The organism is Microbispora rosea, assembly GCF_900156315.1.
Classification (GTDB): Bacteria; Actinomycetota; Actinomycetes; order Streptosporangiales; family Streptosporangiaceae; genus Microbispora; species Microbispora rosea.
In genome coordinates, this window is the sequence record NZ_FTNI01000020.1 from 128,899 (window position 1) to 151,776 (window position 22,878).

At 71.0% G+C, this 22,878-nt stretch carries 22 protein-coding genes; 10 read left to right on the forward strand and 12 right to left on the reverse strand.

Annotated elements, in window-relative coordinates:
• Positions 1-10 precede the first annotated feature (10 nt).
• Positions 11-877, reverse strand: a complete 867-nt coding sequence (locus BXA11_RS26145) for a DUF8083 family protein (RefSeq protein ID WP_030508797.1) — start codon at positions 875-877, stop codon at positions 11-13.
• 134 nt (positions 878-1,011) lie between these two features.
• Here BXA11_RS26145 and BXA11_RS26150 point away from each other — a divergent pair, with 134 nt between their 5' ends.
• Positions 1,012-2,130, forward strand: a complete 1,119-nt coding sequence (locus BXA11_RS26150; protein WP_275409711.1) for a Leu/Phe/Val dehydrogenase — start codon at positions 1,012-1,014, stop codon at positions 2,128-2,130.
• A gap of 151 nt (positions 2,131-2,281) precedes the next feature.
• Entirely contained in the window at positions 2,282-2,512 is a 231-nt protein-coding gene (locus BXA11_RS26155; RefSeq protein ID WP_030508799.1) for a DUF3073 domain-containing protein, read from the forward strand.
• Positions 2,513-3,024: 512 nt separating this feature from the next.
• On the opposite strand, the gene purM is transcribed toward BXA11_RS26155, so the two are convergent.
• Both purM and purF read right to left on the reverse strand, forming a co-directional pair.
• Positions 3,025-4,053, reverse strand: a complete 1,029-nt coding sequence (gene purM / locus BXA11_RS26160) for a phosphoribosylformylglycinamidine cyclo-ligase (RefSeq protein ID WP_076438715.1) — start codon at positions 4,051-4,053, stop codon at positions 3,025-3,027.
• The gene (purF, locus tag BXA11_RS26165; protein WP_030508801.1) at positions 4,050-5,486 is read right to left on the reverse strand and encodes an amidophosphoribosyltransferase; all 1,437 of its coding nucleotides are present in this window, start codon (positions 5,484-5,486) and stop codon (positions 4,050-4,052) included. Before purF ends, purM begins: the two co-directional genes overlap by 4 nt.
• Positions 5,487-5,667: 181 nt before the next feature.
• Here purF and BXA11_RS43310 point away from each other — a divergent pair, with 181 nt between their 5' ends.
• Positions 5,668-6,255: a DUF4190 domain-containing protein gene (locus BXA11_RS43310; protein ID WP_159454843.1), complete on the forward strand. Its 588-nt coding sequence runs from the start codon at positions 5,668-5,670 to the stop codon at positions 6,253-6,255.
• A gap of 12 nt (positions 6,256-6,267) precedes the next feature.
• Here the strand turns inward: BXA11_RS43310 and BXA11_RS26175 are convergent, their stop codons facing one another.
• The 3 genes from BXA11_RS26175 to BXA11_RS26185 form a co-directional block, all read right to left on the reverse strand.
• Positions 6,268-6,708: a sterol carrier family protein gene (locus tag BXA11_RS26175; protein ID WP_143734522.1), complete on the reverse strand. Its 441-nt coding sequence runs from the start codon at positions 6,706-6,708 to the stop codon at positions 6,268-6,270.
• 66 nt (positions 6,709-6,774) lie between these two features.
• Positions 6,775-7,821: an FAD-dependent oxidoreductase gene (locus BXA11_RS26180; protein WP_204053709.1), complete on the reverse strand. Its 1,047-nt coding sequence runs from the start codon at positions 7,819-7,821 to the stop codon at positions 6,775-6,777.
• Positions 7,818-8,345: an SDR family oxidoreductase gene (locus tag BXA11_RS26185; protein ID WP_076438723.1), complete on the reverse strand. Its 528-nt coding sequence runs from the start codon at positions 8,343-8,345 to the stop codon at positions 7,818-7,820. Before BXA11_RS26185 ends, BXA11_RS26180 begins: the two co-directional genes overlap by 4 nt.
• A gap of 96 nt (positions 8,346-8,441) precedes the next feature.
• Here BXA11_RS26185 and BXA11_RS26190 point away from each other — a divergent pair, with 96 nt between their 5' ends.
• On the forward strand, positions 8,442-9,377 hold the full coding sequence (locus BXA11_RS26190) for an Lrp/AsnC family transcriptional regulator (protein WP_204053708.1): 936 nt from the start codon (positions 8,442-8,444) through the stop codon (positions 9,375-9,377).
• 14 nt (positions 9,378-9,391) lie between these two features.
• Here BXA11_RS26190 and BXA11_RS26195 read toward each other — a convergent pair whose 3' ends face one another.
• Positions 9,392-10,813, reverse strand: coding sequence for an MFS transporter (locus BXA11_RS26195; RefSeq protein WP_076438727.1), 1,422 nt, complete (start codon positions 10,811-10,813; stop codon positions 9,392-9,394).
• Positions 10,814-10,922: 109 nt separating this feature from the next.
• Here BXA11_RS26195 and BXA11_RS26200 point away from each other — a divergent pair, with 109 nt between their 5' ends.
• From BXA11_RS26200 to BXA11_RS26210, 3 genes are all read left to right on the forward strand, one after another.
• Positions 10,923-11,618 carry a TetR family transcriptional regulator gene (locus BXA11_RS26200; RefSeq protein ID WP_030508809.1) on the forward strand — a complete coding sequence of 232 codons (696 nt, stop codon included), beginning with the start codon at positions 10,923-10,925 and terminating at the stop codon, positions 11,616-11,618.
• Between the two features lie 424 nt (positions 11,619-12,042).
• Positions 12,043-12,816 (forward strand): collagen-like domain-containing protein, encoded by a 774-nt coding sequence (locus BXA11_RS26205; RefSeq protein ID WP_076438729.1) that lies wholly within the window; start codon positions 12,043-12,045, stop codon positions 12,814-12,816.
• Between the two features lie 176 nt (positions 12,817-12,992).
• Complete coding sequence (locus tag BXA11_RS26210; protein ID WP_076438731.1) at positions 12,993-13,652, forward strand: class I SAM-dependent methyltransferase; 660 nt, start codon at positions 12,993-12,995, stop codon at positions 13,650-13,652.
• Between the two features lie 55 nt (positions 13,653-13,707).
• Here BXA11_RS26210 and BXA11_RS26215 read toward each other — a convergent pair whose 3' ends face one another.
• Positions 13,708-14,880 carry a PucR family transcriptional regulator gene (locus BXA11_RS26215; RefSeq protein WP_143734523.1) on the reverse strand — a complete coding sequence of 391 codons (1,173 nt, stop codon included), beginning with the start codon at positions 14,878-14,880 and terminating at the stop codon, positions 13,708-13,710.
• A gap of 108 nt (positions 14,881-14,988) precedes the next feature.
• Between BXA11_RS26215 and BXA11_RS26220 the strand changes: the two genes are divergently transcribed.
• A complete protein-coding gene (locus tag BXA11_RS26220) occupies positions 14,989-17,097 on the forward strand; it encodes a M6 family metalloprotease domain-containing protein (RefSeq protein ID WP_083744589.1) in 2,109 nt (702 codons plus the stop codon).
• A gap of 155 nt (positions 17,098-17,252) precedes the next feature.
• Here BXA11_RS26220 and BXA11_RS26225 read toward each other — a convergent pair whose 3' ends face one another.
• Positions 17,253-18,272, reverse strand: a complete 1,020-nt coding sequence (locus BXA11_RS26225; protein WP_076438735.1) for an aminotransferase class V-fold PLP-dependent enzyme — start codon at positions 18,270-18,272, stop codon at positions 17,253-17,255.
• 29 nt (positions 18,273-18,301) lie between these two features.
• On the opposite strand from BXA11_RS26225, the gene BXA11_RS43315 reads away from it, so the two are divergent.
• Both BXA11_RS43315 and BXA11_RS26230 read left to right on the forward strand, forming a co-directional pair.
• Positions 18,302-18,451, forward strand: coding sequence for a hypothetical protein (locus BXA11_RS43315; protein WP_159454844.1), 150 nt, complete (start codon positions 18,302-18,304; stop codon positions 18,449-18,451).
• Positions 18,415-18,861: an alpha/beta fold hydrolase gene (locus BXA11_RS26230; RefSeq protein ID WP_076438737.1), complete on the forward strand. Its 447-nt coding sequence runs from the start codon at positions 18,415-18,417 to the stop codon at positions 18,859-18,861. Before BXA11_RS43315 ends, BXA11_RS26230 begins: the two co-directional genes overlap by 37 nt.
• 313 nt (positions 18,862-19,174) lie before the next feature.
• Here the strand turns inward: BXA11_RS26230 and purL are convergent, their stop codons facing one another.
• The 3 genes from purL to BXA11_RS26245 all read right to left on the reverse strand — a co-directional run bounded on the left by purL (position 19,175) and on the right by BXA11_RS26245 (position 22,743).
• Positions 19,175-21,430, reverse strand: a complete 2,256-nt coding sequence (gene purL, locus BXA11_RS26235; protein WP_076438739.1) for a phosphoribosylformylglycinamidine synthase subunit PurL — start codon at positions 21,428-21,430, stop codon at positions 19,175-19,177.
• Positions 21,427-22,110, reverse strand: coding sequence for a phosphoribosylformylglycinamidine synthase subunit PurQ (purQ, locus tag BXA11_RS26240; protein WP_030508815.1), 684 nt, complete (start codon positions 22,108-22,110; stop codon positions 21,427-21,429). The genes purL and purQ overlap by 4 nt, the downstream gene beginning before the upstream one ends.
• Positions 22,111-22,293: 183 nt before the next feature.
• The gene (locus BXA11_RS26245; RefSeq protein WP_076438741.1) at positions 22,294-22,743 is read right to left on the reverse strand and encodes an ATP-binding protein; all 450 of its coding nucleotides are present in this window, start codon (positions 22,741-22,743) and stop codon (positions 22,294-22,296) included.
• Positions 22,744-22,878: the final 135 nt, after the last annotated feature.

A 22,878-nucleotide genomic window follows, 5' to 3' on the forward strand; every position in this document is an offset into this window, starting at 1 on the left:
TTCATGACCGTCAGTTTGCCGACTCCAGAGCGCGGATCGACCTCCAGCGGAGAATCACGCGCTGATACATCGCGAAGGCAAGTTCTTCCTGACCGTTGTCCAAACCCGCGAGGGCGGTCGCCACCTCCGCGACGGACTGGTCGCCCTGGAGGGTCCGGTCGTCCATCAGGTGGACGAGGCCGCCGTAGTCGAGTTCCACCAGCGAGTGGGGATGGAACTCCTCCAGCCAGCGGCCCACCTCCTCGACCTCGGTGAGGGCGGCCACCTGCCCGACGTGCCTGCGGATCACCACCAGCGCCCGCGCCACCCGGCGCCGGGCCTGCGCCATCGAGGTGACGTAAAGCATGTTCCTGGGCGGCGCGGCGGTGGTCTGCGCGCCCGTCTCGGCCGGCTGTTCCGAGCCCAGCACGAGCCAGCGCTCGGCCGAGTCGAACGGCACGAACCACGCGATCGGCACATGCCAGGTGCTCGTGCGGATGTGGGTGCGCAGGGACGGCTCGCCCCGCTTGAACCGATCGAAGTCGTCGGCGGTCTGCTCCGCGATGGCCTGCGGCACGAACCGGGAGGCGAGTTTGACCGGGACGCTCCCGCGGAACGACGCGAACGCCAGCCATGACCGCAGCCTGCTCTGCCAGGGGCAGACGTACAGCGTCTCCTCCACCCGGCGCAGGTACGCGTTGGGGCTCTCCCGCTCGGGCGCCGGCAGCGGCGGGACCGGCAGCAGGCGGCGGACCGCCTCGCCGTGTTCGACCTCGAGCGCGCCCGCCCGGCGCGGCCGGTCGCGCGATTCGGCGTACCGGGCCCACCGAGCCTGATCTTGCGGGGCGAAAGCGGTCAGCGGCTCGTACACACGGAGATAGGCGGCGTAGGGGAGCACACCAGAATCGTGCCACGTCGCGGGACGCCTGTGCAGCACCGTCCCGGCTTTTCATGATCATCTTGTGGGCACATCCGATAAGCTGGAGGCCGATCGCCGCAACGAGGCGGCGTACACGATCAGGAGTCACTACCGTGACCGACGTTTTCGGGCTGTCCCACAAGGATTCCAGCTCCGGCGGCGACACGAACCCCGCCCAGCCGGTGCGACACGAACAGGTCGTCTTCTGCTCAGACGAGCGTAGCGGCCTGTACGCCATCATCGCGATCTACAGCACCGCCCTCGGACCGGGGCTCGGCGGCACCCGGTTCTATCCCTACCCGAGCGAGCAGGCCGCGCTCGCCGACGTGCTCAACCTCTCCCGGGCCATGGCGTACAAGAACGCGCTGGCCGGCCTCGACCTCGGCGGCGCCAAGGCCGTCGTCATCGGCGACCCCACGACCGACAAGAGCGAGGCCCTCCTGCGGGCCTACGGCAGGTTCGTCCAGTCGCTCGGCGGGCGCTACTACACGGCCTGCGATGTGGGCACCTACAGCGAGGACATGGACGTCGTGGCGCGCGAGTGCTCCTACGTCACCGGCCGCACCCAGGCGCACGGCGGCGCCGGGGACTCCTCCATCCTCACCGCCTTCGGCGTGTTCCAGGGGATGCGGGCCGCCGCCGACCACATGTACGGCACCTCCTCCCTGAGCGGCAGGCGGGTCGGCGTCGAGGGGGTCGGCAAGGTCGGCCACCGCCTGGTCGAGCACCTGCTCGAGGACGGCGCCGAGGTCGTGATCTGCGACGTGAACGAGCAGGCCGTCGAACGCGTGCGGCAGCGCCACCCCGCGGTCGAGGTCGTGCCCGACGCCGCCACCCTCGTGTCCTCCGACATCGACGTGTACGCGCCCTGCGCCCTCGGCGGCGCGCTGGACGACGAGACCGTCCCCCGGCTGAAGGCGAAGATCGTCTGTGGTGGGGCCAACAACCAGCTCGCCCATCCCGGTGTCGAGAAGCAGCTCGCCGAGCGGGGCATCCTGTACGCCCCGGACTACGTCGTGAACTCCGGCGGGGTCATCCAGGTGGCCGACGAGATCGAGGGCTTCGACATGGACCGGGCCCGCGCCCGGGCGGCGAAGATCTTCGACACGACCTTGAAGATCTTCCGCTCGGCCGAAGAGGAAGGCGTCCCTCCCGCGGTCGCAGCGGATAGGCTGGCAGAGCGGAGAATGTCAGAAATCGGTCGGCTAAGGGGTATTTGGCTCCGGCGCTGACCGCCACCGCTCGTACGACGTACCGAGCGGCGCACAAACCAGGTACGGTAATAGGCGAACGAGAGACTGACGCCTGAAGTCAGGTGGCGTCGGTGCGCGGTGCGTTAGTGACGAGGGGTCGGGCACGGCCCCGCATGAGGGGGTCGAGCCAATGGGGCGCGGCCGAGCCAAGGCCAAGCAGGTCAAGGTCGCCCGTCAGCTGAAGTACAACAGCGGCGGTACGGATCTTGAGCGCCTGCGCGCGGAGCTCGGAGTCGTGGACGCCGACGATTCCGGCCACAGTGACGAGCATGACCCTTACGACGAGTTGGCTGATCGCTACGCCGATTACGCGACCGTCGACGACGACGACGGCGATGACGACCGCCGTGGGCGGCGTTGACCCAGTTCTGATCGCCAAGTGAGCGACCCGGCGGGGACGTTCCCGCCGGGTTCTCTCACTGTCCGCGAGTCGCTCTTCCGCGAGCCCCTCGCCTCCGGCACGGGGACGGACGGGGGAGAGCCGGGTTCGTCACACCATTGCGGCCGGCCGTATAACCGCACCATTGTGGTCGGCCGTATATGTGGCCGGACACGGTCACGGGCGGTCGGCGTCGTCAGGCGGGTCTCCTCGTCATCGAAAACGTCGAGATCGTCGAGTCGGCCGGGCCGGGACCATCAGCCGCGGACTCCGCGAGCCGGATGATCGTTATGTGGCGGGACCGTCGTGGTCGCCGCCACGTTGCCGTACCCGGACGCGTGCACGGCTGCTCGCGGCGGCGCGTCCTCGAGAGTGCTCGCGACGAACCCGGGAGAGGCCGGCCATGGCCGTCGGGGGCCGTCAGGCCACGGCCTCCGCCCGGTGACCGTTCATCGTCCGGTGACCGTTCATCGCCGGGCCGGGCGGCCGGGACCTCACTGGCGGAAACGGGCCTGTCCCTCGCCCGCGACGACCTCGCCCAGCACCCAGGCGGGCAGGCCGCGACCGGTCAGGAGCGCGAGTGCCTTGTCGGCCTCCGCCGCCGGGACGATCGCGCACATGCCCACACCGAGGTTGAACGTCTTGTCCATCTCCGCCTGGGGCACGCCGCCGCGCCCGCCCAGCACCTCGAAGATCGCGGGCGGTGTCCACGAGCTCCGGTCGAGCAGGGCGTCCACCGTGCCGGGCAGTGACCTGGCCAGGTTGGCCGCCAGCCCGCCGCCGGTGATGTGGGCCAGGGCGTGCACCTCGGTCTCCCGGATGAGCGCCAGGCAGTCGAGCGAATAGATGCGGGTGGGCTCCAGCAGTTCCTCGCCGAGCGTACGGCCCAGCTCGGGCAGCTCCTGCTCCAGGCCCAGCCCGGCGGTCTTGATCACGTGCCTGACCAGCGAGTAGCCGTTGGAGTGGACGCCGCTGGAGGCCAGCCCGAGCACCACGTCGCCCGGCACGACCCGGTCGGGGCCGAGCATCTCGTCCGCCTCGACGACCCCGGTGCCGGCGCCCGCGATGTCGTACTCGTCCGGGCCCATCGCGCCGGGGTGCTCGGCGGTCTCCCCGCCGACCAGCGCGCAGCCCGCGAGCCGGCACCCCTCGGCCACGCCGCCCACGATGTCGGCGACCCGCTCGGGCACGACCTTGCCGCACGCGATGTAGTCGGTCATGAACAGCGGCTCGGCCCCGCAGACCACGAGGTCGTCCACGACCATGCCGACGAGGTCGATACCGATCGTGTCGTGCTTGCCGAGCTGCTGGGCGAGCATGACCTTGGTGCCCACGCCGTCGGTGGACGTCGCAAGCAGCGGCCTGCGGTAGCGCAGGAACGCCGAGGCGTCGAAGAGCCCGGCGAAGCCGCTGGCGTCGTCCACGACCTCCGGGCGCCGGGAGCGCGCCACCCGCGACTTCATCAGCTCGACCGCGCGGTCGCCGGCCTCGATGTCGACGCCGGCGTCGGCGTAGCTGGTCATCGCTGAGCCTCCAGCACGAACTTGCCCACCCTGTCGTCCTCGATAGGAATGGGATACTCACCGGTGAAGCAGGCGCGGCAGAGCCGGTCCGCCGGCAGCGTCGTCGCCCGGGTGAGCCCCTCCAGGGAGATGTACCCAAGGGAGTCGGCGCCGAGCGAGGAACGGATCTCCTCGACCGACAGCGACCCGGCGATCAGCTCCGCCCGGGTGGCGAAGTCGATGCCGTAGAAGCACGGCCAGGCGACCGGGGGCGAGGAGATCCGCACGTGGACCTCGCTGGCCCCGGCCTCGCGCAGCATCTTCACGATGGCCCGCTGGGTGTTGCCGCGGACAATCGAGTCGTCCACGACCACCAGGCGCTTGCCCTCGATGACCTCGCGCAGCGGGTTGAGCTTGAGGCGGATGCCGAGCTGGCGGATGGTCTGCGACGGCTGGATGAACGTCCGGCCCACGTAGGAGTTCTTCACCAGACCCTGGCCGTACGGGATGCCGCTCTGCTCGGCGTAGCCGATCGCGGCGGGCGTCCCGGACTCGGGCGTCGGAATCACGAGGTCGGCGTCCACCGGGTGTTCGCGGGCCAGCACGCGGCCGACCTCGACGCGGGTGGACTGCACGCCGCGCCCGGCGATCGTGGTGTCGGGACGGGCGAGGTAGACGTACTCGAACAGGCAGCCCTTGGGCTCGGCCGGCGCGAAGCGCTGCGAGCGGACCCCGCGCTCGTCGATGGTCAGCAGTTCGCCGGGCTCGATCTCCCGGATGAACGACGCGCCGACGATGTCGAGGGCGGCGGTCTCGGACGCGACCACCCAGCCGCGCTCCAGCCGGCCCAGCACGAGGGGGCGGATGCCCTGCGGGTCGCGGGCGGCGAACAGCGTCGTCTCGTTCATCCAGACGAGCGAGTAGGCGCCCTTGACCTCCGGGAGCAGCTCGGCCGCCACGTCCTCGACCGGGCGCGAGGAGTCCTGCGCCAGGAGAGCGGTGAGCACCTCGGTGTCGGTCGTCGCCCGGGTGGAGCCGGGCGGGAGCCGTTCGGCGAGGTAGGCGGTGTTGATCAGATTGCCGTTGTGGGCGAGCGCCAGCCCCTTGCCGTCACTGGAGTTCAGCGTGGGCTGCGCGTTCTCCCAGACGCTCGATCCGGTGGTGGAGTAACGGCAGTGCCCGATGGACAGGTGCCCCCGGAGGGTGCCGAGGATCGACTCGTCGAAGACCTGGGCCACCAGGCCCATGTCCTTGTAGACGAGGATGCGGTTGCCCTCGCTGACCGCGATGCCCGCGGACTCCTGCCCGCGATGCTGCAGTGCGTAGAGGCCGTAGTAGGTGAGTTTGGAGACGTCCTCCCCGGGTGCCCATACTCCGAAGACGCCACAGGCGTCCTTCGGAGCGCGGTCCTGGGGGTCGAGGTCATGGCCCAGCCGGCCGTCGCCCTTCAACACGTACTTGAGTCTATTTGGGCATTGGCGCTGCTCAAACCCGGGCATGCCCGTCAGGCGCCGGAAGCATCACCCGCCCTTTGCCGTGTCACCCCTGCTCACACGCGGATTTCGGGGCAGCCTGGGCCTTCGGGAAGGCCCTGAGAATCGGATCCTGCCCGAAATCGGTAGGGGAGGGATGATCGTGACGACACCCGACGATCCCGGGCGCCCGCGGGAGCCGTACGGCCCGGGGGTTCCGGAGGAGCGGGAGCCGTCGGCCGGGGTGCCCGAAGGACCCGCGGGCCCGCCGTACGGGGGACCGCCCTATGGCCAGCCGCCGTACGGGCAACCCCCGTATGGGCAGCCGCCGTACGGTCAGCCCCCGCATGAGCAGCCGCCGTATGGGGGGCCGCTGCCGCCGCCCCCGGGACCCGGCGGACCTCCCGGCAGGCCTTGGGGGCCCCAACCGGGCGGCGGGCTCGGGACGGCCGCGCTGGTGCTCGGGATCTGCTCGATCGTCCTGCTGCTGGTCTGCGGAATCGGCACGCTCGTGGCCATCGTCGGGCTCATCATCGGCATCGTGGCGATCGCCAGGAACTCCAACCGGGGCAGGGCGGTCGGAGGAGTGGTGCTGAGCACACTGACCCTGCTGCTCGCCGTGATCGCGAGCGTGGCGCTCTACAACTGGTTCACGACCAGGCATGTGGGCGAGTGCTTCGACCGCCGGATCTACCCCACCCAGGAGGACGCGCAGCGCTGCGTGCAGGACAAGCTCTCCGGGTTCCAGTGACCCGAACGGGAGTCACCAGAGAGGGAGCAGCGCGGACAGGTCGGCCCTGGCGCCGCTGGCCGCGATCTTCCCCGCGGCGGTGGCGTCGGCCCAGGACAGCCGGCCCGTGGCCAGTTCGAGCCAGGTGCGGGGGTCGGTCTCGATGACGTTGGGCGGGGTGCCCCGGGTGTGCCGGGGCCCCTCCACGCACTGCACCGCCGCGTGCGGGGGGACCCGCACCTCCACCGACCGTCCCGGCGCCCGCTCGGCCAGGTCCTCCAGCAGGTGCCGTACGGCCGCGCGGGCGGCGGCCCTCAGCGGCGTGAGCCCGGCCTCGTAGGCGTCGAGCACGGCCAGCACGCACGCGTTCCCCGCGGCGCTCTCGGGACCGTCGAACGGCGGCCGTCCGAGATCGGCGAGCTGGGCGTCGAGCGCCTCTCTGATCTTCCCTGGGTCGAGTCTGCGTGCCGGCACCGGCCCATTGTCCCGGATCCCGGTCGCCGCGGCGCTTGGCCTGTCGCGCGATGCCGTACGGGGGACTCAGCTTGGGAGCGGGTCCTGGCCGAGGATCCGAGCACCGTTGGCGGCGGAGGCGCGGACGGCGGCGAAGCCGGAATCGATCATTTCCCGCTCGTACGATCGCAGTTCTGGGATCAGGGGATGGCCGGCGGTGAGAGCGGCGGCGAGGCTCGCGGCATCCCGGAGGGCGAGGTTGGCCCCGGCTCCCCCCGCTGGGCTCAGAGCGTGGGCCGCGTCGCCGAGCAGCGTGACGCGGGTGGTGTTCCAGGGGGCGACCGGGACGCTGGTGCGCAGCACCAGCGGGAAGATCTCCCGCCAGTCGGCGAGCATCCGGCGGATGCGGGGATGCCAGCCGGACGTCATCTCCATGACGAGGGATCTCAGCAGGTGCGGCTCCGAAGGCAGCTCTTCGCTTCGGGCGCTGAAGGAGAGGGTGGCGTAGTCGCGGGTGAGGGCGATGCCCACCACACGGTGGCGGGGCCCGGTGACGGCGCTGAACACGTGGTCCAGGTCCTCGGCCGACTCTCGCGGGATCTTGCCGTAGAGCTGGGTGAGGCCGGTGCCGACGACGCGGGCGTGCGGCAGGTACTGGCGGCGGACGGCGGAGCCGGCGCCGTCGGCGCCCACCAGCACATCGCCGGCGGCCGTGGTGCCGTCGGCGAAACACGCGGTCACCTGCCCGGCCTCCGCTTGGAAGGCGGTGAGGCGCTTGCCATAGGTGATCAGGCCCTTCACATCGGCCAGCAGGGTGTCACGCAACTCCTGCCGGTCGACCGACAGGTGCCGGCCGCCGAAATCGTGCTCCTCCAGCACCCGCAGTGCCGGATCGAGACGGACGAACCGCGGCTTGGGAACGTGGGCGGCGGCCACGAACGCGGCCCGGCGCTCAGGAGCGAGCACGGATGCCAGCGCGTCGATGCCCACGTCGCCGAGATGAAGACGATATCCCTGCCCACGGATCACGGGCGAGGCGTCGCGTTCGTAGACGGCCACGTCGACGCCGGTCCCGCGCAGTCCGTTGGCCAGGGCCAGGCCGCCGAGGCCGGCTCCGATGACGATCACTCTCATCGCGGTTCACCACCGAAGTCGGCCGCGTGCTCGGCGGCCCACGCCGACAGCGGCGTGGCGGGAGCACCCGTGATGCCGAGCACGGCAGTGCTGACGGCGGGTGGCGGGTTGGCCATGAAGGTGCTGGGGCTGAGGATCGTCCACTCGATGCCGGACCGCTCGATCAGGTGTTCCAGGGCGGCGTGCCAACGGGCGACCGCGGTGGGCTGTCGCTCGGGTGCCACCCCGGGACGTGCGTCGCCGCCCGTCATGAAGACGACCCGGCGGGCGTGGCGCTTGAGCGCGCCGACGAGAGGCCGGGCGGGTTCGGCCGAGTGGAACGGCCACATCAGGAACGCCGCCCCGACACCGTCCAGAGCGCCGGGCGCGTCCAGGTCCGGAGTGACGACCTCGACGCCCGCGGGGAGGCCGGCGGTCCGCGGGTGGCGGCTGGTCGCCCGTACGGCGGCGCCCGCCCAGGTGAGCCGCGCCACGACTCGCCGGCCGACGTTTCCCGTGCCGCCGAAAAGCAGGTAAGTGCTCATGCGCCCACGATCACTGGTGACCGGCAGCACGGGCAGGCCAGAGGCATCATGGCGGCGGAAAATCGCATGAGATTATGAGATATGGCGGAAAGCGGCGTGTTGGATGACCTCGATCGTGCTCTCGTGCACGCGCTCCAGATCGACGGCCGGGCTTCCTTCCGGCAGATCGCCGAGGTCGTCGGCACCTCCGAGCACACCATCGCCCGCCGCTATCGCAGGCTGCGCTCTCAGGGGCTCCTGCGGGTGGTCGGCATGCTCGACGGCACCCGCTTCGGGCAGACCTCCTGGGCGGTCCGTCTGGTGTGCACGCCGGACGCCGCCGGGCCGGTGGCCGAGGCGCTGGCCCGGCGCGAGGACACCGTCTGGGTGCGCCTGCTGTCCGGCGGCACCGAGATCGCCTGCGGGGTCCAGTCCGGTGGGGACGGGGACGACCTGCTGCTGAAGAAGCTCCCCAGGACCCCGCGCGTCGTGTCGATGTCGGCACACGCCACGCTGCACATGTTCGCCGGATGGCGCAGCCGGGCAGCTGTGCTCTCGGACGAGCAGGCCGCGCGTCTGCGCCCGGATCGCGTGGACGAGTACGAGATCACCCTCGGCGGCGAGGACCGTGCCCTGCTGCCGGTGCTGGCCCGGGACGGCCGGGCCGGCTTCGGAGAACTGGCGGCGGCGGCCGGGTGCTCGCAGACCACGGCCCGCCGCAGGCTGGAGCAGCTGCGCGCGAACGGCGCGCTGCGCTTCGACGTCGAGATCCCCGCCCGGGCGCTCGGCTACCACGCGGAGGCGTGGTTGTGGATGAAGGTCGAGCCCCGGGCGCTGACCGCGGTCGGCGCGGCCATGGCCGGGCACACCGAGGCCGACGTGGTGGCCGCCACCACCGGCCCGACCAACCTCATGGCAGGGGTGACCTGCCGGGACACCCAGGCCCTCTACCACTACCTGACGGAGCGGGTGGCGACGCTGGACGGGGTGCGCGAGGTGGAGACCGCCCCGGTGATCCGCACCGTCAAGCGGGTGGGCACCCTACTGTCCTGAACGAACTCCGGGAGTCAGGCGACCGGCTCGGCCACGGCCGGTTCGCTGGGCTCGGCGGAGGCGGCGGCCCGGGTGCGGCGCAGGGAGTAGACGCTGACCGGAACGCCGACCAGCACGATCGCGGCCGCGATCAGCAGCGTGAACCGGTAGGCCTCCAGGAAGGCGTGCAGCGGAGCGCCGCCGACCGCGCTCTGCCGTGCGCCCAGGATCGCTCCCAGGATCGTGATGCCGAGCAGGCCGAAGACCTCGCGGGAGACGTTGAGCACGCCCGAGGCCACGCCCGCCCGCGCGGGGGGCATCGCGTTCAGCACGACATTGGTCAGCGGGACGAGCAGACCGGCGCCCGCGCCGTACAGCAGGAACCAGGGGAACAGGTCGCCGTAGTGGGAGCCCTCGCCCGCGCTCGACAGCCCGCCGATGGCCACCGCCATCAGACCGAGGCCGACGGCAACCGTGCCCGCGCTGCCGAAGCGCTCGGCGATCCGCGGCGAGACGCTCGCGATCACCGCCATGAGCAGCGCCATGGGCACGAAGCCCGCGCCCGCCTCCGTCGGGGAGAACCCGAGGGCGCTCTGGAGGTAGAGCGCGGTGAAGAAGTAGATGCCGAAGACGCCGAACGACCACAGGCCCATCGACAGCAGGCCGCCGCTGAAGACCCGCTCGCGGAACAGGCTGAGGTCGATCATCGGCTGCGCCGTACGGGACTCGACGACCAGGAACGCGACGGCGGCCACCGCGAAGGCCGCGAACGCCCCGAGGATCGGCGCCGAGGTCCACCCACGCGACTCGCCCTCGATGAGCGCGTAGGTGAGGGCGAACAGCGCCACGGCGGAGGTGACCAGGCCGGGCAGGTCGAGGGACCTCCGCCCGGACGCGGCCCGCTCGACCCTGATCGAACGCAGGCCGATCGCGGCCGCGACCACGCCGATCGGCAGGTTGATCAGGAAGATCCAGCCCCAGTCGGCGTTCTCGCTGAGGAATCCGCCCGTGAGCGGACCGATCGCGAGGGCCAGAGCGCCGACCGCGCTCCAGATGCCGACGGCCGTCGCCCGCTCGCGCGGATCGGGGAAGATCCGCGGCAGCAAGGCCAGCGTCGACGGCGTCACCATCGCCGCGCCGAGCCCCTGCACCGCCCGCGCCGCGATCAGCGTCTCCTGGCTTCCCGCGAGGCCCGCCGCCACCGACGCGAGCGTGAAGACCGCCAGGCCGCCGAAGAACGCCGTCCGGGGGCCGAAGACGTCCGCCAGGCGTCCGCCGGCGAGCAGCAGGCCCGCGAACACCAGGATGTACGCGCTCACGATCCACTCCAGCCCGGAGATCGTCAGCGCCAGGTCCCGCTGGATCGTCGGCAGCGCCACGTTGACCACGTTGTTGTCCAGGTAGGTCATGAAGGTCGCGAGCGACACCGCGACCAGCGCCCACCATCGTCCGGACATGTGTCCTCCTCTTGTACGCAGTACATGTACGGCGTACATGTACGGTGCATAGGAGACCTTGTACGGCGTATAGTTGTCAAGTGCCGAGGAGGTAGGGAGGCTGCGGGCCATGGCGAACGCGGAGCGGCTGAGCCGTCTGAGTCTGATCGAGAAGGCCCTTGAGCTGGCCGACGCCGAGAGCCTGGAGTCGGTCACGGTGCGGCGGCTCGCCCATGAGCTCGGGGTGACGCCGATGGCTCTCTACTGGCACGTCAAGAACAAGGACCAGTTGTTCGTCTGCCTCGCCGACCACCTGCTCGCCACGGTCACTCCCGAGTTCGACCCGGCCGCGCCGTGGAACGCGCGGCTGCGGGTGATGGTCGAGGCGCTGATCGGGGTGATGCGGCGGCACCGGTACATGCCGGGGCTGTTCGCGATGGTCGAGAAGCAGGAGCTGTCGAGCTTCAACCGCGCGACCGACACCGCGCTCGACCTGCTCTCCCAGGGGGGTTTCACGCTGCGCGAGGGGTACGCCGTCTCCACCTACCTGCTGCACGGCGCCATGGCCCTGGTCGACAACGAGCCCGGCTGCCCCGGCGCGTCCAGTCCGGCGGAGGCGGCCGAGTTGCGCCGGCAGAGGCGGCTGACCCTGGAACGGCTCCCCGCCGACGAGTTCCCCCGGATCGTCGAATACGCCAAGGCGATGGAGGAGGAGCCGGACCTCGACGCCTACTACGCCTTCGGCCTGGATCTCCTGATGTCCGGGGTGGAGGCGGTGGCCGCGAAGAGGACGCCGAGCGGCGCGACACAGACCGACGCGGAGTAGGTGGCGCGGAACCCGACGGTCGCGCCCCAGACGAGCGCGACCATCCCCGGCGGGAGATTGCAGCCCGATGAGGGCCGAGCGCGGTGACGGAGCAGACCGCTCGCCGGCGTGGTGCCGAGCCGGTTTGGAACGTTCTTGACCGCTGGGGCTTACGGATAGCGGAGATGCGTATACGTGATGTTTGGCATGACAACCTCCATATCCCTCGACGCGTGAATAACGTGCGTAACTTCTGTATTACGCGCCCTTCGTGAGCTTCAGAGAGGGAACTCCCGTGGCTATCAAGTTGCCGGGCGGACGCACCATCGGCCTGATGACGGCTGGTGCTCTGGCTGGATCGGTCCTGGTTTTGGGTGGTGCGGCCACCGCTTCGTCGGCGAGTGACGCGCCGCTGTACGCGTGTGTGAACAAGAGCACGCGGTATATGCGTCTGGTGAATGCCACGGCGACGTGTAAGGCGACCGAGACGAAGGTGTCGTGGAACAGGACCGGTCCGCAGGGTCCGGTGGGGATCGGCGGCACCGGCCCGAAGGGCGACACCGGAGCCCAGGGCCCGCGCGGTTTCCGTGGCCCGCAGGGTCTGCGTGGTCCGCAGGGGGAGCGCGGTCCCGCCGGCCCGCAGGGCCTGAAGGGCGAGACCGGCGCCCCGGGCAAGGACGGCAAGGACGGCGCTCCCGGCAAGGACGGAGAGCGCGGCCCCGCCGGTCCGCAGGGACTGAAGGGGGACAAGGGCGACCGCGGTCTCACCGGTCCGCAGGGGGAGCGCGGTCCGGCCGGCCCCGCGGGCGCCAAGGGTGACACCGGTCCGCGCGGCCTGCCCGGCGAGCAGGGCGACCGGGGCCTCAAGGGCGAGGCCGGCGACAACGGCAAGAGCGCCTGCGACATCTGGAAGGGGCGCGCCTGCACCTCCAAGGACGAGGCCGACTTCCTCAAGTGGCTCAAGGGTCAGGGCGGCAGCGGAGGGGACGCGCCCGTTCTGAGCTCCCGGATGTCGAGCCAGACCATCTCCGGGAACAGCGCGACCGCGTCCTGCGCGAGCGACGAGAGGGTCACCGGCGGCGGCTTCAAGACCAGCTCGAGCAGGACCGTCACGGGCAGCTACATGAGCGGCAACGGCTGGACCGTCGAGCTGGCGGGCGCCGGCGGTGGGAGCGGCAGCAACGGCCTCGTCTACGCCGTCTGCACGAAGATCTCGTAAGTCCGCCGGAGCGTTCCGGCGGAGTCCGTGGGGGCTCCACCGGACGCACCGCCCCTGCTTGCCGTACGCGACGAGGCGTTGGCGTACGGCACTGCGAAGGCCCTTCCGGAGGGGTTACCGGAAGGGCCTTCGTCGGTCTTCGGTGCTGTCGGTCTTCGGCGCTAGGGTGCTCGGTCATGACCGAGCCCTCCTACCTGCGGGTCGCCCGGACGGCCTACGACGCCGTCGCCGCGGACTACGCCGATCGCCTTCGCCGCCGGCTGGACGAGGAACCGTTCGAGCGCGCGATGCTCGCCGCGTACGCCGAGATCGTGCGGGCGTCGGGCGTTCCCGGGCCGGTGGCCGACATCGGCTGCGGGCCCGGCCGGATCACGGCGCACCTGCACGCGCTCGGCCTGGACGTCTTCGGCGTCGACCTGTCGCCTGGCATGATCGCGGTGGCTCGGCGCGAGCATCCGGACCTGCGGTTCGAGGAGGGGGCGATGGCGGCTCTGGACATCGCCGACGAGGCCCTCGGCGGCGTGGTCGCGTGGTATTCGATCATCCACACCCCACCGGAGCGGCAGCCGGCGGCGCTGGCCGAGTTCCACCGGGTGCTGGCGCCGGGCGGGCATCTGCTGCTCGCCTTCCAGGTCGGCGACGAGCCCTTCCACGCGGCCGAGGTGTTCGGTCATCAGGTCGCGCTCGACTTCCACCGCCTGTCGCCGGACCACGCGGCGACGATGCTGGCCGAGGCGGGACTGCCGGTGGTCGCGCGGCTGAAGACCGAGCGCCGCGAGTTCGAGCGAACCCCTCAGGCGTACCTCGTCGCCCGAAAACCAGCGCCTCCGCGGTGACAGGACCGGAAGATGCGGGGTGGCCACCGGGAGACCGCATGGGACCTTCACCGGGTTAGCACTGACCGGTTGTCTCGATCTCGACGGGGAGAGGGGACGGGCGGTAGCGGCCGGAGAGACGGGCGAGCTTGAGGCTGAGATGCAGGCTCAGCCGCTCCTCGCCGTCCCTGAGATCGGTCTCCGCGAGTTCCTCGACGCGGCGAAGGCGGTAGTAGAGCGACGTACGGTGCAGGCGCAGGCGGCGGGAGACGGCCTGGGCGTTGCCGGCGAGGTCGAGGTAGATCTCCAGGGTCTCCAGCAGCGGCCGGTGCTGGGCCTCGTCCAGCAGCCGTGCCAGCCCCGGATGGAGGTTGCCGTGCGGCACTCCGGACAGCATTCGGTAGACGCCGAGGCGGTCCCACTCCGCCGAGGGCCCGAACTCCGGCACGTTCGCGACGACCTCGGCGGCGTGCAACGCCTCCTCGTACGACTCGGCCGCGAGGGAGAGCGAGGGCCGTGGCGAGCCGATCCCGACCAGGACCGGCGTCCCGAGGGCCGCGTGCATCTCCTCGGGAAAGGCGCGGGTGCCCGCGGTGAGCAGCACGGCGTGGCCGTAGCGCACCAGGTGCAGGGGATGATGCCGGGCCAGGCGCCGCCGCAGGGCCAGCAGCCCGCGCTCCAGCGTCAGCCGCAGGGTCTCGTCGGCACCGCCGTGGACGGGTCGGGCGACCGCCACGGTCACGGGCTGATTGTGCGGGAACGCGCCCGCCTCGATCAGGGTCCTGTCTGCGTCGGGCTCGCGAAGCAGCAGGCCGGTCACGGCCTCCAGCTCGCGGCGCGAGGCGAGCTCGGAGGCCATGCTCTCGTGGAACAGGGTCATGGCGAGGGTGGGCGCGACCTCCGCCGCGACCGCGATCTCCGGCTCGGTCATGGCCGGGGCCGCGTCGATGAACCAGAGGAAGCCGAGCGGCAGGCCGTCGTGCCGCACGGGAACGCAGACCCGGGGCAGCAGCCCCAGCTCCGGGGCGCCGGGCGTGCGCAAGGGCGTGGTCGCCTCATGGATGCCCGTGGCGCGCAGGAAGGCGCGTACGTCGGGGGTGGTGTGTCGGCGGAGGATCGAGTGGCGGCGGACGTCGTCCATCTGCCCGTCCTGCTCGCTGTAGGCGACGACGCGCTGGCGGCCGTCTTCCAGCAGCAGCGGTCTTTCCAGGCGAAGGGCGAGGTCGTCCACGACTCGCTGCAGATCCACCACTCGGCCTCCACCTGGGCGCTTCGGCATCTGTAGGAGAAGGCCCCGCTGGTCTTCCCTACAAGTGACCGATGATCTACGTCAATAGTCTCTATAGCGTCATAATTCGTGAAACTCTCAAAAACACTGTTCCCGGGCATAGTGGCGGCCCTCGCGCTCGCCCCGCTCGCGCTGACGGCGGCGCCCGCCTCCGCGGCCCCCGGCGGAGACCCCGATCTTCCCTGGCGTCGTGACCATTGGCCCCAGACCCAGCCCTGGCAGCGCGACCAGCCGGACGAGGCGCAGGCCCTGCGCGGCCGCGCGTCGCGGGTCGTCGCGCCGATCGACCCGCAGAACTGGAAGAACCCCGACCACATGACGTGGACGGACTACAAGAAGATCCCGGGCACCGACTGGGCGAACCCCGCCGTGAAGGGCTCGGCGCGCACCTTCAAGGGCGCGCTCGTGCTGCTGGACTACCCCAACCAGCCGTTCGTGGTCACCCAGCCGCAGAACTCGACCGTGTTCGGCAACCCCAGCTCCCAGGCCCACGACATCCCCCGTGACAAGGTCGCCAAGTTCTACCAGGACTTCCTCAACACCCCCGGCCAGCTCAACCAGGGCCACACCCTGCACGAGTACTGGATGGAGGACTCCGGCGGCCGGTACGGCGTCGACCTCACCGCGTTCGGCCCCTACACCATGCCGGGCAAGTCGCACGAGTACGCGATGGAGTACCAGCGTGACGCCTGCCCGGCGGGGGACAACTGCAACAGGAACCTGCGCACGGACGGCAAGGCCGCCTGGGTCGCCGACGTCGGCCAGGACGTCGCCTCCCAGTTCGACTTCGTCTTCTACCTGAGCGCCGGCCAGGACGAGTCGTCGACCTGGCAGGAGTTCGGCATGATGAAGTTCCCCACCAAGGAGGACGTCACCGACGACTTCGGGCCGCCGGACCCGAACCTGCCCAACTGGTCCAAGACCCGCTACGTGGACTGGACGTCCTGGGCCGCCGGCTCGACGTTCTGGCCCAACGCGAACATCGGCGTCGACTCCGTCCAGGCCGAGAGCTCCGGCCAGGGGGTCTTCGCCCACGAGTTCAGCCACATCCTGGGCGTCCTGGACAACTACAACAACCCGTACGGCAACCCGCCGGTCCGGGCGTACACCGGCATCTGGGAGATGCTCAGCCGCGGCAGCTTCAACGGCCCCGGCGGCCCGCACAGCCGCTGGCTGATCCCGCCGACGGCGGGCGCGTCGATGGGCGCCCAGCACATGCTGCGCAACAAGATCAAGCTGAACATGGTGGACGAGCAGAACGTCCTGCGCCTGTCGCGTGAGGCGCTCCGCGACTCCGGCATGGTCGTCGCCAAGGTGACCGCGCGCGAGATCCAGCCGGGCAAGAACGGCCTGACGGGCGTCAACGTCTCCTTCGACACCGGCGACAAGTCCACCGGGGCGTGCAGCCAGCGCACCGACCCGCTCTGCGACGGCGGCGGCTACGACAACTACACCGTGGAGGTCGTCGACCGGATCGGCAGCGACTCCTTCACCCCCGACTCCGGAGTGCTCCTGGCCAAGACCAAGAACCAGGACCGGGCGCCGTTCGAGTGGGTGATCGACGCCAACCCGCAGGACATCAACATGACCGACTACGTGCTGCCCGACGGCACCGAGGTCCCGATCACGGTCGGCGACTACCGGCAGCTCGCCGACGCCCTCTTCCACGCCGGCACCGACTCGGGCAGCCAGTACGAGTACGTGGACCAGGCCAACCGCCTGCACTTCTACGTCACGGACGTGCAGCGCGACGCCAAGGGCATCCTGTCGTACACGGTGGCGATCAAGTCCCTCGACGGCGCGGGCCCGCAGAAGCGGGGCGTGAAACTGCTGCCGGGCGCCGGCGTCCCCGGCGCCGAGAAGGGCGTGTCGATGTGCAGCTTCCCGCTGTTCAACACGGGTAAGGCGGCGCCCGCGCAGGGACAGCACCCCGAGGACGTCAGCGCGTACCTGAACAGCGACGTCTACCGGCTGAAGGCCGAGGTCGAGGGGAGCGGCTGGACGACGATCACGCCCAACGCCCTCGCGACCGTCGACTTCGGTGACAAGGAGACCGTCACCGTCTTCGCTCAGCAGACCGCGGGCGGCAGCCGTCACGCCACGGTGAAGCTCACGGCCACCTCCGAGAGCGACCCGTCCACGACGATGACCGCCACCTGCCGCGTCAACGGTCTCTAGGGTGACCGCGCCCGCCCTCCCGGCCACCCCTCCCGCCGTGTCGGCGGCGCCCTGTGCCGGCGCCGCGACCACCGGTCCGGGGTGCGCCGGAGGGTTCGGCGCCGCCGTGCACCGGCCGGTCACTCCGATGGCCGGGGTGCATTGGATCGTCAGGCTCAGATCAGCGCCGCGACGGCGGTGTCCACGTCGGCCTCCGTCGTGTAGAGGTGGAAGGCGAGGCGTGCCGCGCCGTTGCGGACGGATGCGCGGATGCCGGCCTCCGCGAGCCGCTGGGCCGCGCCCGGGCGGGTGACGGTGACGATCGCGCTGTCGCCGGGCGGCATGCCGAGGCCGGTCCGGAACCGGTTGGCCAGCCGTACGTCGTGGTCGTTGATCGGACCGATGCCGATCTCCAGGAGCAGCTCCAGCGTGGGGGCGGCCGCGACGTAGGAGAACCAGGGGGCGGCGATGTCGAATCGCCGGGCGTCCTTCGCCAGCCGCAGGGGCGGGCCGTACGACGCGTCGCCGTCGCCGGCGTACCAGTTGGCGGCGATCGGCCGGATGCGGTCGCGCACGGCCGGGCTCACGTAGCAGAAGGCGGTGCCGCGCGGGCACATCAGCCACTTGTACGCCGAGACGGCGAGGACGTCGAAGGGCGTCGCCTCGACCGGCATCCAGCCGACCGCCTGGGTGGCGTCGGCGACGATGAGCGCGCCGTGCGTCCGCGCCGCCGCGACGACCTCGTCTGCGGCCGCGACCTCACCCGTCGCCGACTGGACCAGGCTGAAGGCGACCGCGTCCGTGCGTTCGTCGATCGCTCCGGGCAGGTCCGCGGGCGGCACCGTACGTACGTCGAGATCGTGCGCGAGCCAGGGGAACAGGTTCGACGTCTGCTCGATGTCGGGGACGACGACACGCGAACCTGGCGGCAGCGAGGCCGCGACCGGGGCCAGCACCTGCGACGCGGAGGCGCCCACAGCCACGTCGGCGGCCTCGACGCCGACCAGCCGGGCGAACGCGGCGCGCGCGCGATTGGTGGACCGGTCCCACTTGTCCCAGCCGTTGGCCCCGCGACGCCACTCGGCCAGCGCGCTCTGTAGCGCCTCGAAGGCCGGCTCGGGCGGTATGCCGTAGCTCGCGGTGTTCAGCCATCCCGGCTCCGGGTCCCACAGACGTACCGCCTCGTCAAGTTTCATCCTGGTAAGGCTAGCTCTGATCTTGGCTCGTGCAGGGCTCGCCGCCGGTGATGGCCGACGGCGAACTGGAGAACCTGCCGTACCCGCCCGCCCGCCCGCACCGCTCGGCACGCGTCGGCGACTCGGCGCGATCCCGCCGCTCGTGCGGGCACGACACCACGATCGCTGGTTTCCCCTGACCGTCGCCGAGCAGCACTCCCGCTTCGTCAGCGACGTCCCGGACGGGCACCCGCCCGTGCTGACCCCGCAGTTCGACCAGTGGGCGTCGGAATGGCTGGCGACCGACCCGGTCTCCGGCGGGGGCAGCACGCCGAGTGTGCGTACTCCCAGCGGGCCACGGGCCGACATGCTCGCCGCGTGGTCGGGCGATCCGCCCTACGAGCCGGGTCTGATCGAGGCGCCGACCTGCATCGTCCGGGGTGAGTGGGACTCGATGTGCACGGACGAGGATGCCCGCGGCCTGTTCGCCGCGATCACGTCATCGCCGCTGCGGCAGGACGTCAAGATCAGTGAGGGAGGTCACCTCATGCATCTGGAGTCCGGCCGTCGCGCACTTTACCGCGCAGCCGCGGGATTCCTGCTCGTGTGATCGTCCGCGCCTGGGCTACCGGTCCATCGTGCGGGCCGGGGCGGAGGGCGGCCAGAGCTCTGTTCGACCGGGGCTGCTCCTGCCTGGGTCTGACAGAGCCAGGCGCGAGCCAACAAGCCGCCACTTCCCTGCGCCTGCTGGCGAGCCTCGCCACCGGGCCCGGGCACGCCGCCGAACCCGAAGGCCGGGCCGGTCAGGCGGAGCGACGGACGCTGCGGAAGTAGGCGTTGGCCGTGCTCACGCGACCGTGACAGGCAAAGGCCCTTCCGGACGACGGACGATCCGTTCCGGAAGGGCCTTCACTTGATCAGAATCAGCCGAAGACGCGCGGGAGCGCGGACGAGTGGACCTCGCGAAGCTCCTCCACCGGGACGTCGAGGACGCCCTCGACCGTGAGCGCGGAACCACCGGTGAGGCCCAGCCCGGAGCAGGGAACGTCGTGGCGCACGCACAGGTCGGCGAAGGCGTCGAACGCCTCGGGCCGCACGCACACCAGCGCCCGCGCGGCCGACTCGCTGAACAGCTCGACGAAGGCGTCCTCGCCCGGCAGGGTCACCGCGCAGCCGACGCCCTGGGCCAGGCACGACTCCGCCAGGGCGACGGCGAGACCGCCGTCGGACAGGTCGTGCGAGCCCTCAAGCAGCCCGCGGGCCGCCGCCTCGGTCAGCACCGCGGCAAGGGAGCGCTCGGCCTCCAGGTCCGCCTGCGGCGGCAGCCCGCCCAGGTGCCCGTGGGCGACGTGCGCCCACTCCGAGCCGCCGAACTCCTCGCGGGTCTCGCCCAGCAGGAGGACCCGCAGGCCCGGAGCCGTGAAGCCGGACCTGACCCGCTGGGCCACGTCGTCGATCACGCCGAGCACCCCGACGACCGGCGTCGGGTTGATCGCGGTCGAGCCCGTCTGGTTGTAGAACGACACGTTGCCGCCGGTCACCGGCACACCCAGGGTCCGGCAGGCGTCGGCGAGCCCGCGTACGGCCTCGGAGAACTGCCACATGACCTCGGGGTCCTCGGGCGAGCCGAAGTTGAGGCAGTTGGTGACGGCGAGCGGCTTGGCGCCGGTCACCGCCACGTTGCGGTACGCCTCCGCCAGCGCGAGCTGGGCCCCCGTGTACGGATCGAGCTTCGCGTAGCGGCCGTTGCCGTCGGTCGCGAGCGCGATGCCTCGCGTGGTCTCCTGCGCGCCCGGCATGACCTCGGAGATGCGCAGCATGCCGGAGTCGGCGGGCTGGGCCAGGACCGTGTTGCCCCGGACGTACCGGTCGTACTGGGAGGTCACCCACTCCTTCGACCCGACGTTGGGCGAGCCGAGCAGCGTGAGCAGGGTCTCCCGCAGGTCCTCGGGCCTCGGCAGGCGCTCGGGGCCGTCGGCGTTGAGGGCCGCCTGCCCGGCGGGCTCGTGGAACGGGCGCTCGTAGACCGGGCCCTCGTCGGCGGCCGTGCCGGGCGGGATGTCGACGATGACGTCGCCGTCCCACGTCATGACGAGCCTGCCGGTGTCGGTGACCTCGCCGATCACGGTCGCCGGCACGTCCCACTTGTCGCAGATCGCCATGAAGGCCGGGATGTCGTCGGGCGTGACGACCGCCATCATGCGCTCCTGCGACTCGCTCATGAGGATCTCCTCAGGCAGCAGCGTGGGGTCGCGCAGCGGGACGAGGTTGAGGTTCACCTCCATGCCGCCGGTGCCCTTGGCGGCCAGCTCGGTCGTGGCGCAGGACACCCCGGCCGCGCCGAGGTCCTGGATGCCGACGACCACGTCCGCCTGGTACAGCTCAAGGCAGCACTCGATCAGCAGCTTCTCCATGAACGGGTCGCCGACCTGCACGGCGGGCCGCTTGGCCTGCGACTCGTCCTCGAAGGTGGCCGACGCCAGCACGGACGCGCCGCCGATGCCGTCCGCGCCGGTCCTGGCGCCGAACAGCACGACCTTGTTGCCGGGGCCGGGCGCGGTGGCCAGCTTGATCTGGTCCTTGCGCAGCAGGCCGACGCACAGGGCGTTGACCAGCGGGTTGCCGATGTAGCAGGGGTCGAACGCGACCTCGCCGCCGATGTTCGGCAGGCCGAGGCAGTTGCCGTAGTGGCTGATGCCCTCGACGACCCCGGGCAGCACACGGCGCGTGTCGGGCTGGTCGGCCCCGCCGAAGCGCAGCGAGTCCATGACCGCGACAGGCCGGGCGCCCATCGACATGATGTCGCGCACGATGCCGCCGACACCGGTCGCGGCGCCCTGGTGCGGCTCGACGTACGACGGGTGGTTGTGCGACTCGATCTTGAAGGTGGCGGCCCAGCCGTCGCCGATGTCGACCACGCCGGCGTTCTCGCCCATGCCGACGAGCAGGGCCTCCGACTTGGGCGCCTTGGTCCCGAACTGCCGCAGGTGCACCTTGGACGACTTGTAGGAGCAGTGCTCGCTCCACATGACCGAGTAGATCGCCAGCTCGGAGCTGGTCGGCCGGCGGCCGAGGATGTCGCGTACGCGCTGGTACTCGTCGTCCTTCATGCCCAGCTCGGCGTACGGCTGGCGCTCGGCCGGAGTCTCCAGCGCCCGCCTGACCGAATCGGTGCTCATGCGTTCACCAGCCTCTTGAGGATCGAGGTGAAGAAGTGGCGGCCGTCCACGCTCGGCGCGCCGGTCAGCTCCTCGACCGCGTGCTCGGGGTGGGGCATCAGGCCGACGATGTTCCCGGCCTCGTTGGTGATCCCGGCGATGTCGTTGAGCGAGCCGTTCGGGTTGCCGCCCGCATAGCGGAAGACCACCCGGCCCTCGCCCTCCAGCGCCGCCAGCGTGTCCGCGTCGGCCACGTAACGGCCCTCGCCGTGCTTGATCGGCAGCACGATCTCCTGGCCGTCGGTGAAGTCCGCCGTCCACGCCGTACGCGTGCTCTCCACGCGGATGCGCTGGTCACGGCAGATGTAGTGGAGACCCTCGTTGCGGGTCAGCGCGCCCGGCAGCAGGTGCGCCTCGCAGAGGATCTGGAAGCCGTTGCAGGTGCCGAGCACGGGCAGCCCGGCCTGGGCGGCCGGGATGAGCTCGGTCATGAGAGGGGAGAACCGGGAGATCGCCCCGCAGCGAAGATAGTCGCCGTAGGAGAACCCGCCGGGCAGGAAGACGGCGTCGACTCCCTTGAGGTCGTGATCGGCGTGCCACAGGGGCACCGCCTCCGCTCCGGCCAGCCGTACGGCTCGCGCGGCGTCCTGGTCGTCGAGTGTTCCGGGGAAGGTGACGACGCCCACCCGGGCAGCGCTCATGACAGTTTTCCCTCCAAGGGTCCCCACCAAGCCGTACGCCACCGTCATCTGGCCGGACGGCGGTCTGTGGCGGTACACCTCAGGGTATCGGAGCCGCCAAATCGGCTCCCCCCGCGGAGGTCACTTCGGATCACGCGTCACGCCGGGCTTTCCCGGGCCCGGGGTGGGGCGGAGCCGGGGTCCTCAGACCCCGGCGAGGTGACGGTCGAGAGTGAGGTGGTGGGCGATGGCGTCTTCGTCCCAGTCGAGTTCCTTGCACAGGCGCACGGTCGTGCCGCGCCCGGGCGTGATGTCGAACGAGAGGTCGTCCACGACGGCGCGCATGATCAGGATGCCCCGGCCGTTCTCGGTCTCGGCCGGCGGGTACTGGCGGGGGATCATGTGCAGCCCCTCGCCTCCGTCGGCGACGCGCAACTCGCAGCGGCCGTTGCCTATGGTGGCCATGACCTCGTAGCGGTTGGCGGGACCACCGTGCCGTACCGCGTTGGCGCACGCCTCGGACGTGGCCAGGAGTATGTCGGACACGCACTCCTCGGTCACCCCGAGAGACCGCAGCGCGTCTCCCACCACTCGGCGAACCATCGGGATGCCGATCGCGTCCCGTGGCATCGCCAATGAGAACTCAATGTCCACCGGACCCCTCCCCGGCGTCGAAGGTCACCAAGGTAGGCTTCCCCGATGAATCAGGGCTAACCGCAAAATCACGTTCCCGTTATTCAGCACGCACTGGATAGGTGGGTTCGAGACGGACCGATGCCTGATTAGGGG

Excerpts from the sequence above, each read along its gene's own strand:
- BXA11_RS26155 (WP_030508799.1), top strand. The coding sequence starts at position 2,282 with ATGGGGCGCGGCCGAGCCAAGGCCAAGCAGGTCAAGGTCGCCCGTCAG.
- purM (WP_076438715.1), bottom strand. The coding sequence starts at position 4,053 with ATGACCAGCTACGCCGACGCCGGCGTCGACATCGAGGCCGGCGACCGC.
- BXA11_RS26180 (WP_204053709.1), bottom strand. The coding sequence starts at position 7,821 with ATGAGAGTGATCGTCATCGGAGCCGGCCTCGGCGGCCTGGCCCTGGCC.
- BXA11_RS26185 (WP_076438723.1), bottom strand. The coding sequence starts at position 8,345 with ATGAGCACTTACCTGCTTTTCGGCGGCACGGGAAACGTCGGCCGGCGA.
- BXA11_RS26195 (WP_076438727.1), bottom strand. The coding sequence starts at position 10,813 with ATGTCCGGACGATGGTGGGCGCTGGTCGCGGTGTCGCTCGCGACCTTC.
- BXA11_RS26200 (WP_030508809.1), top strand. The coding sequence starts at position 10,923 with ATGGCGAACGCGGAGCGGCTGAGCCGTCTGAGTCTGATCGAGAAGGCC.
- BXA11_RS26205 (WP_076438729.1), top strand. The coding sequence starts at position 12,043 with ATGCGTCTGGTGAATGCCACGGCGACGTGTAAGGCGACCGAGACGAAG.
- BXA11_RS26210 (WP_076438731.1), top strand. The coding sequence starts at position 12,993 with ATGACCGAGCCCTCCTACCTGCGGGTCGCCCGGACGGCCTACGACGCC.
- BXA11_RS26225 (WP_076438735.1), bottom strand. The coding sequence starts at position 18,272 with ATGAAACTTGACGAGGCGGTACGTCTGTGGGACCCGGAGCCGGGATGG.
- purL (WP_076438739.1), bottom strand. The coding sequence starts at position 21,430 with ATGAGCACCGATTCGGTCAGGCGGGCGCTGGAGACTCCGGCCGAGCGC.
- purQ (WP_030508815.1), bottom strand. The coding sequence starts at position 22,110 with ATGAGCGCTGCCCGGGTGGGCGTCGTCACCTTCCCCGGAACACTCGAC.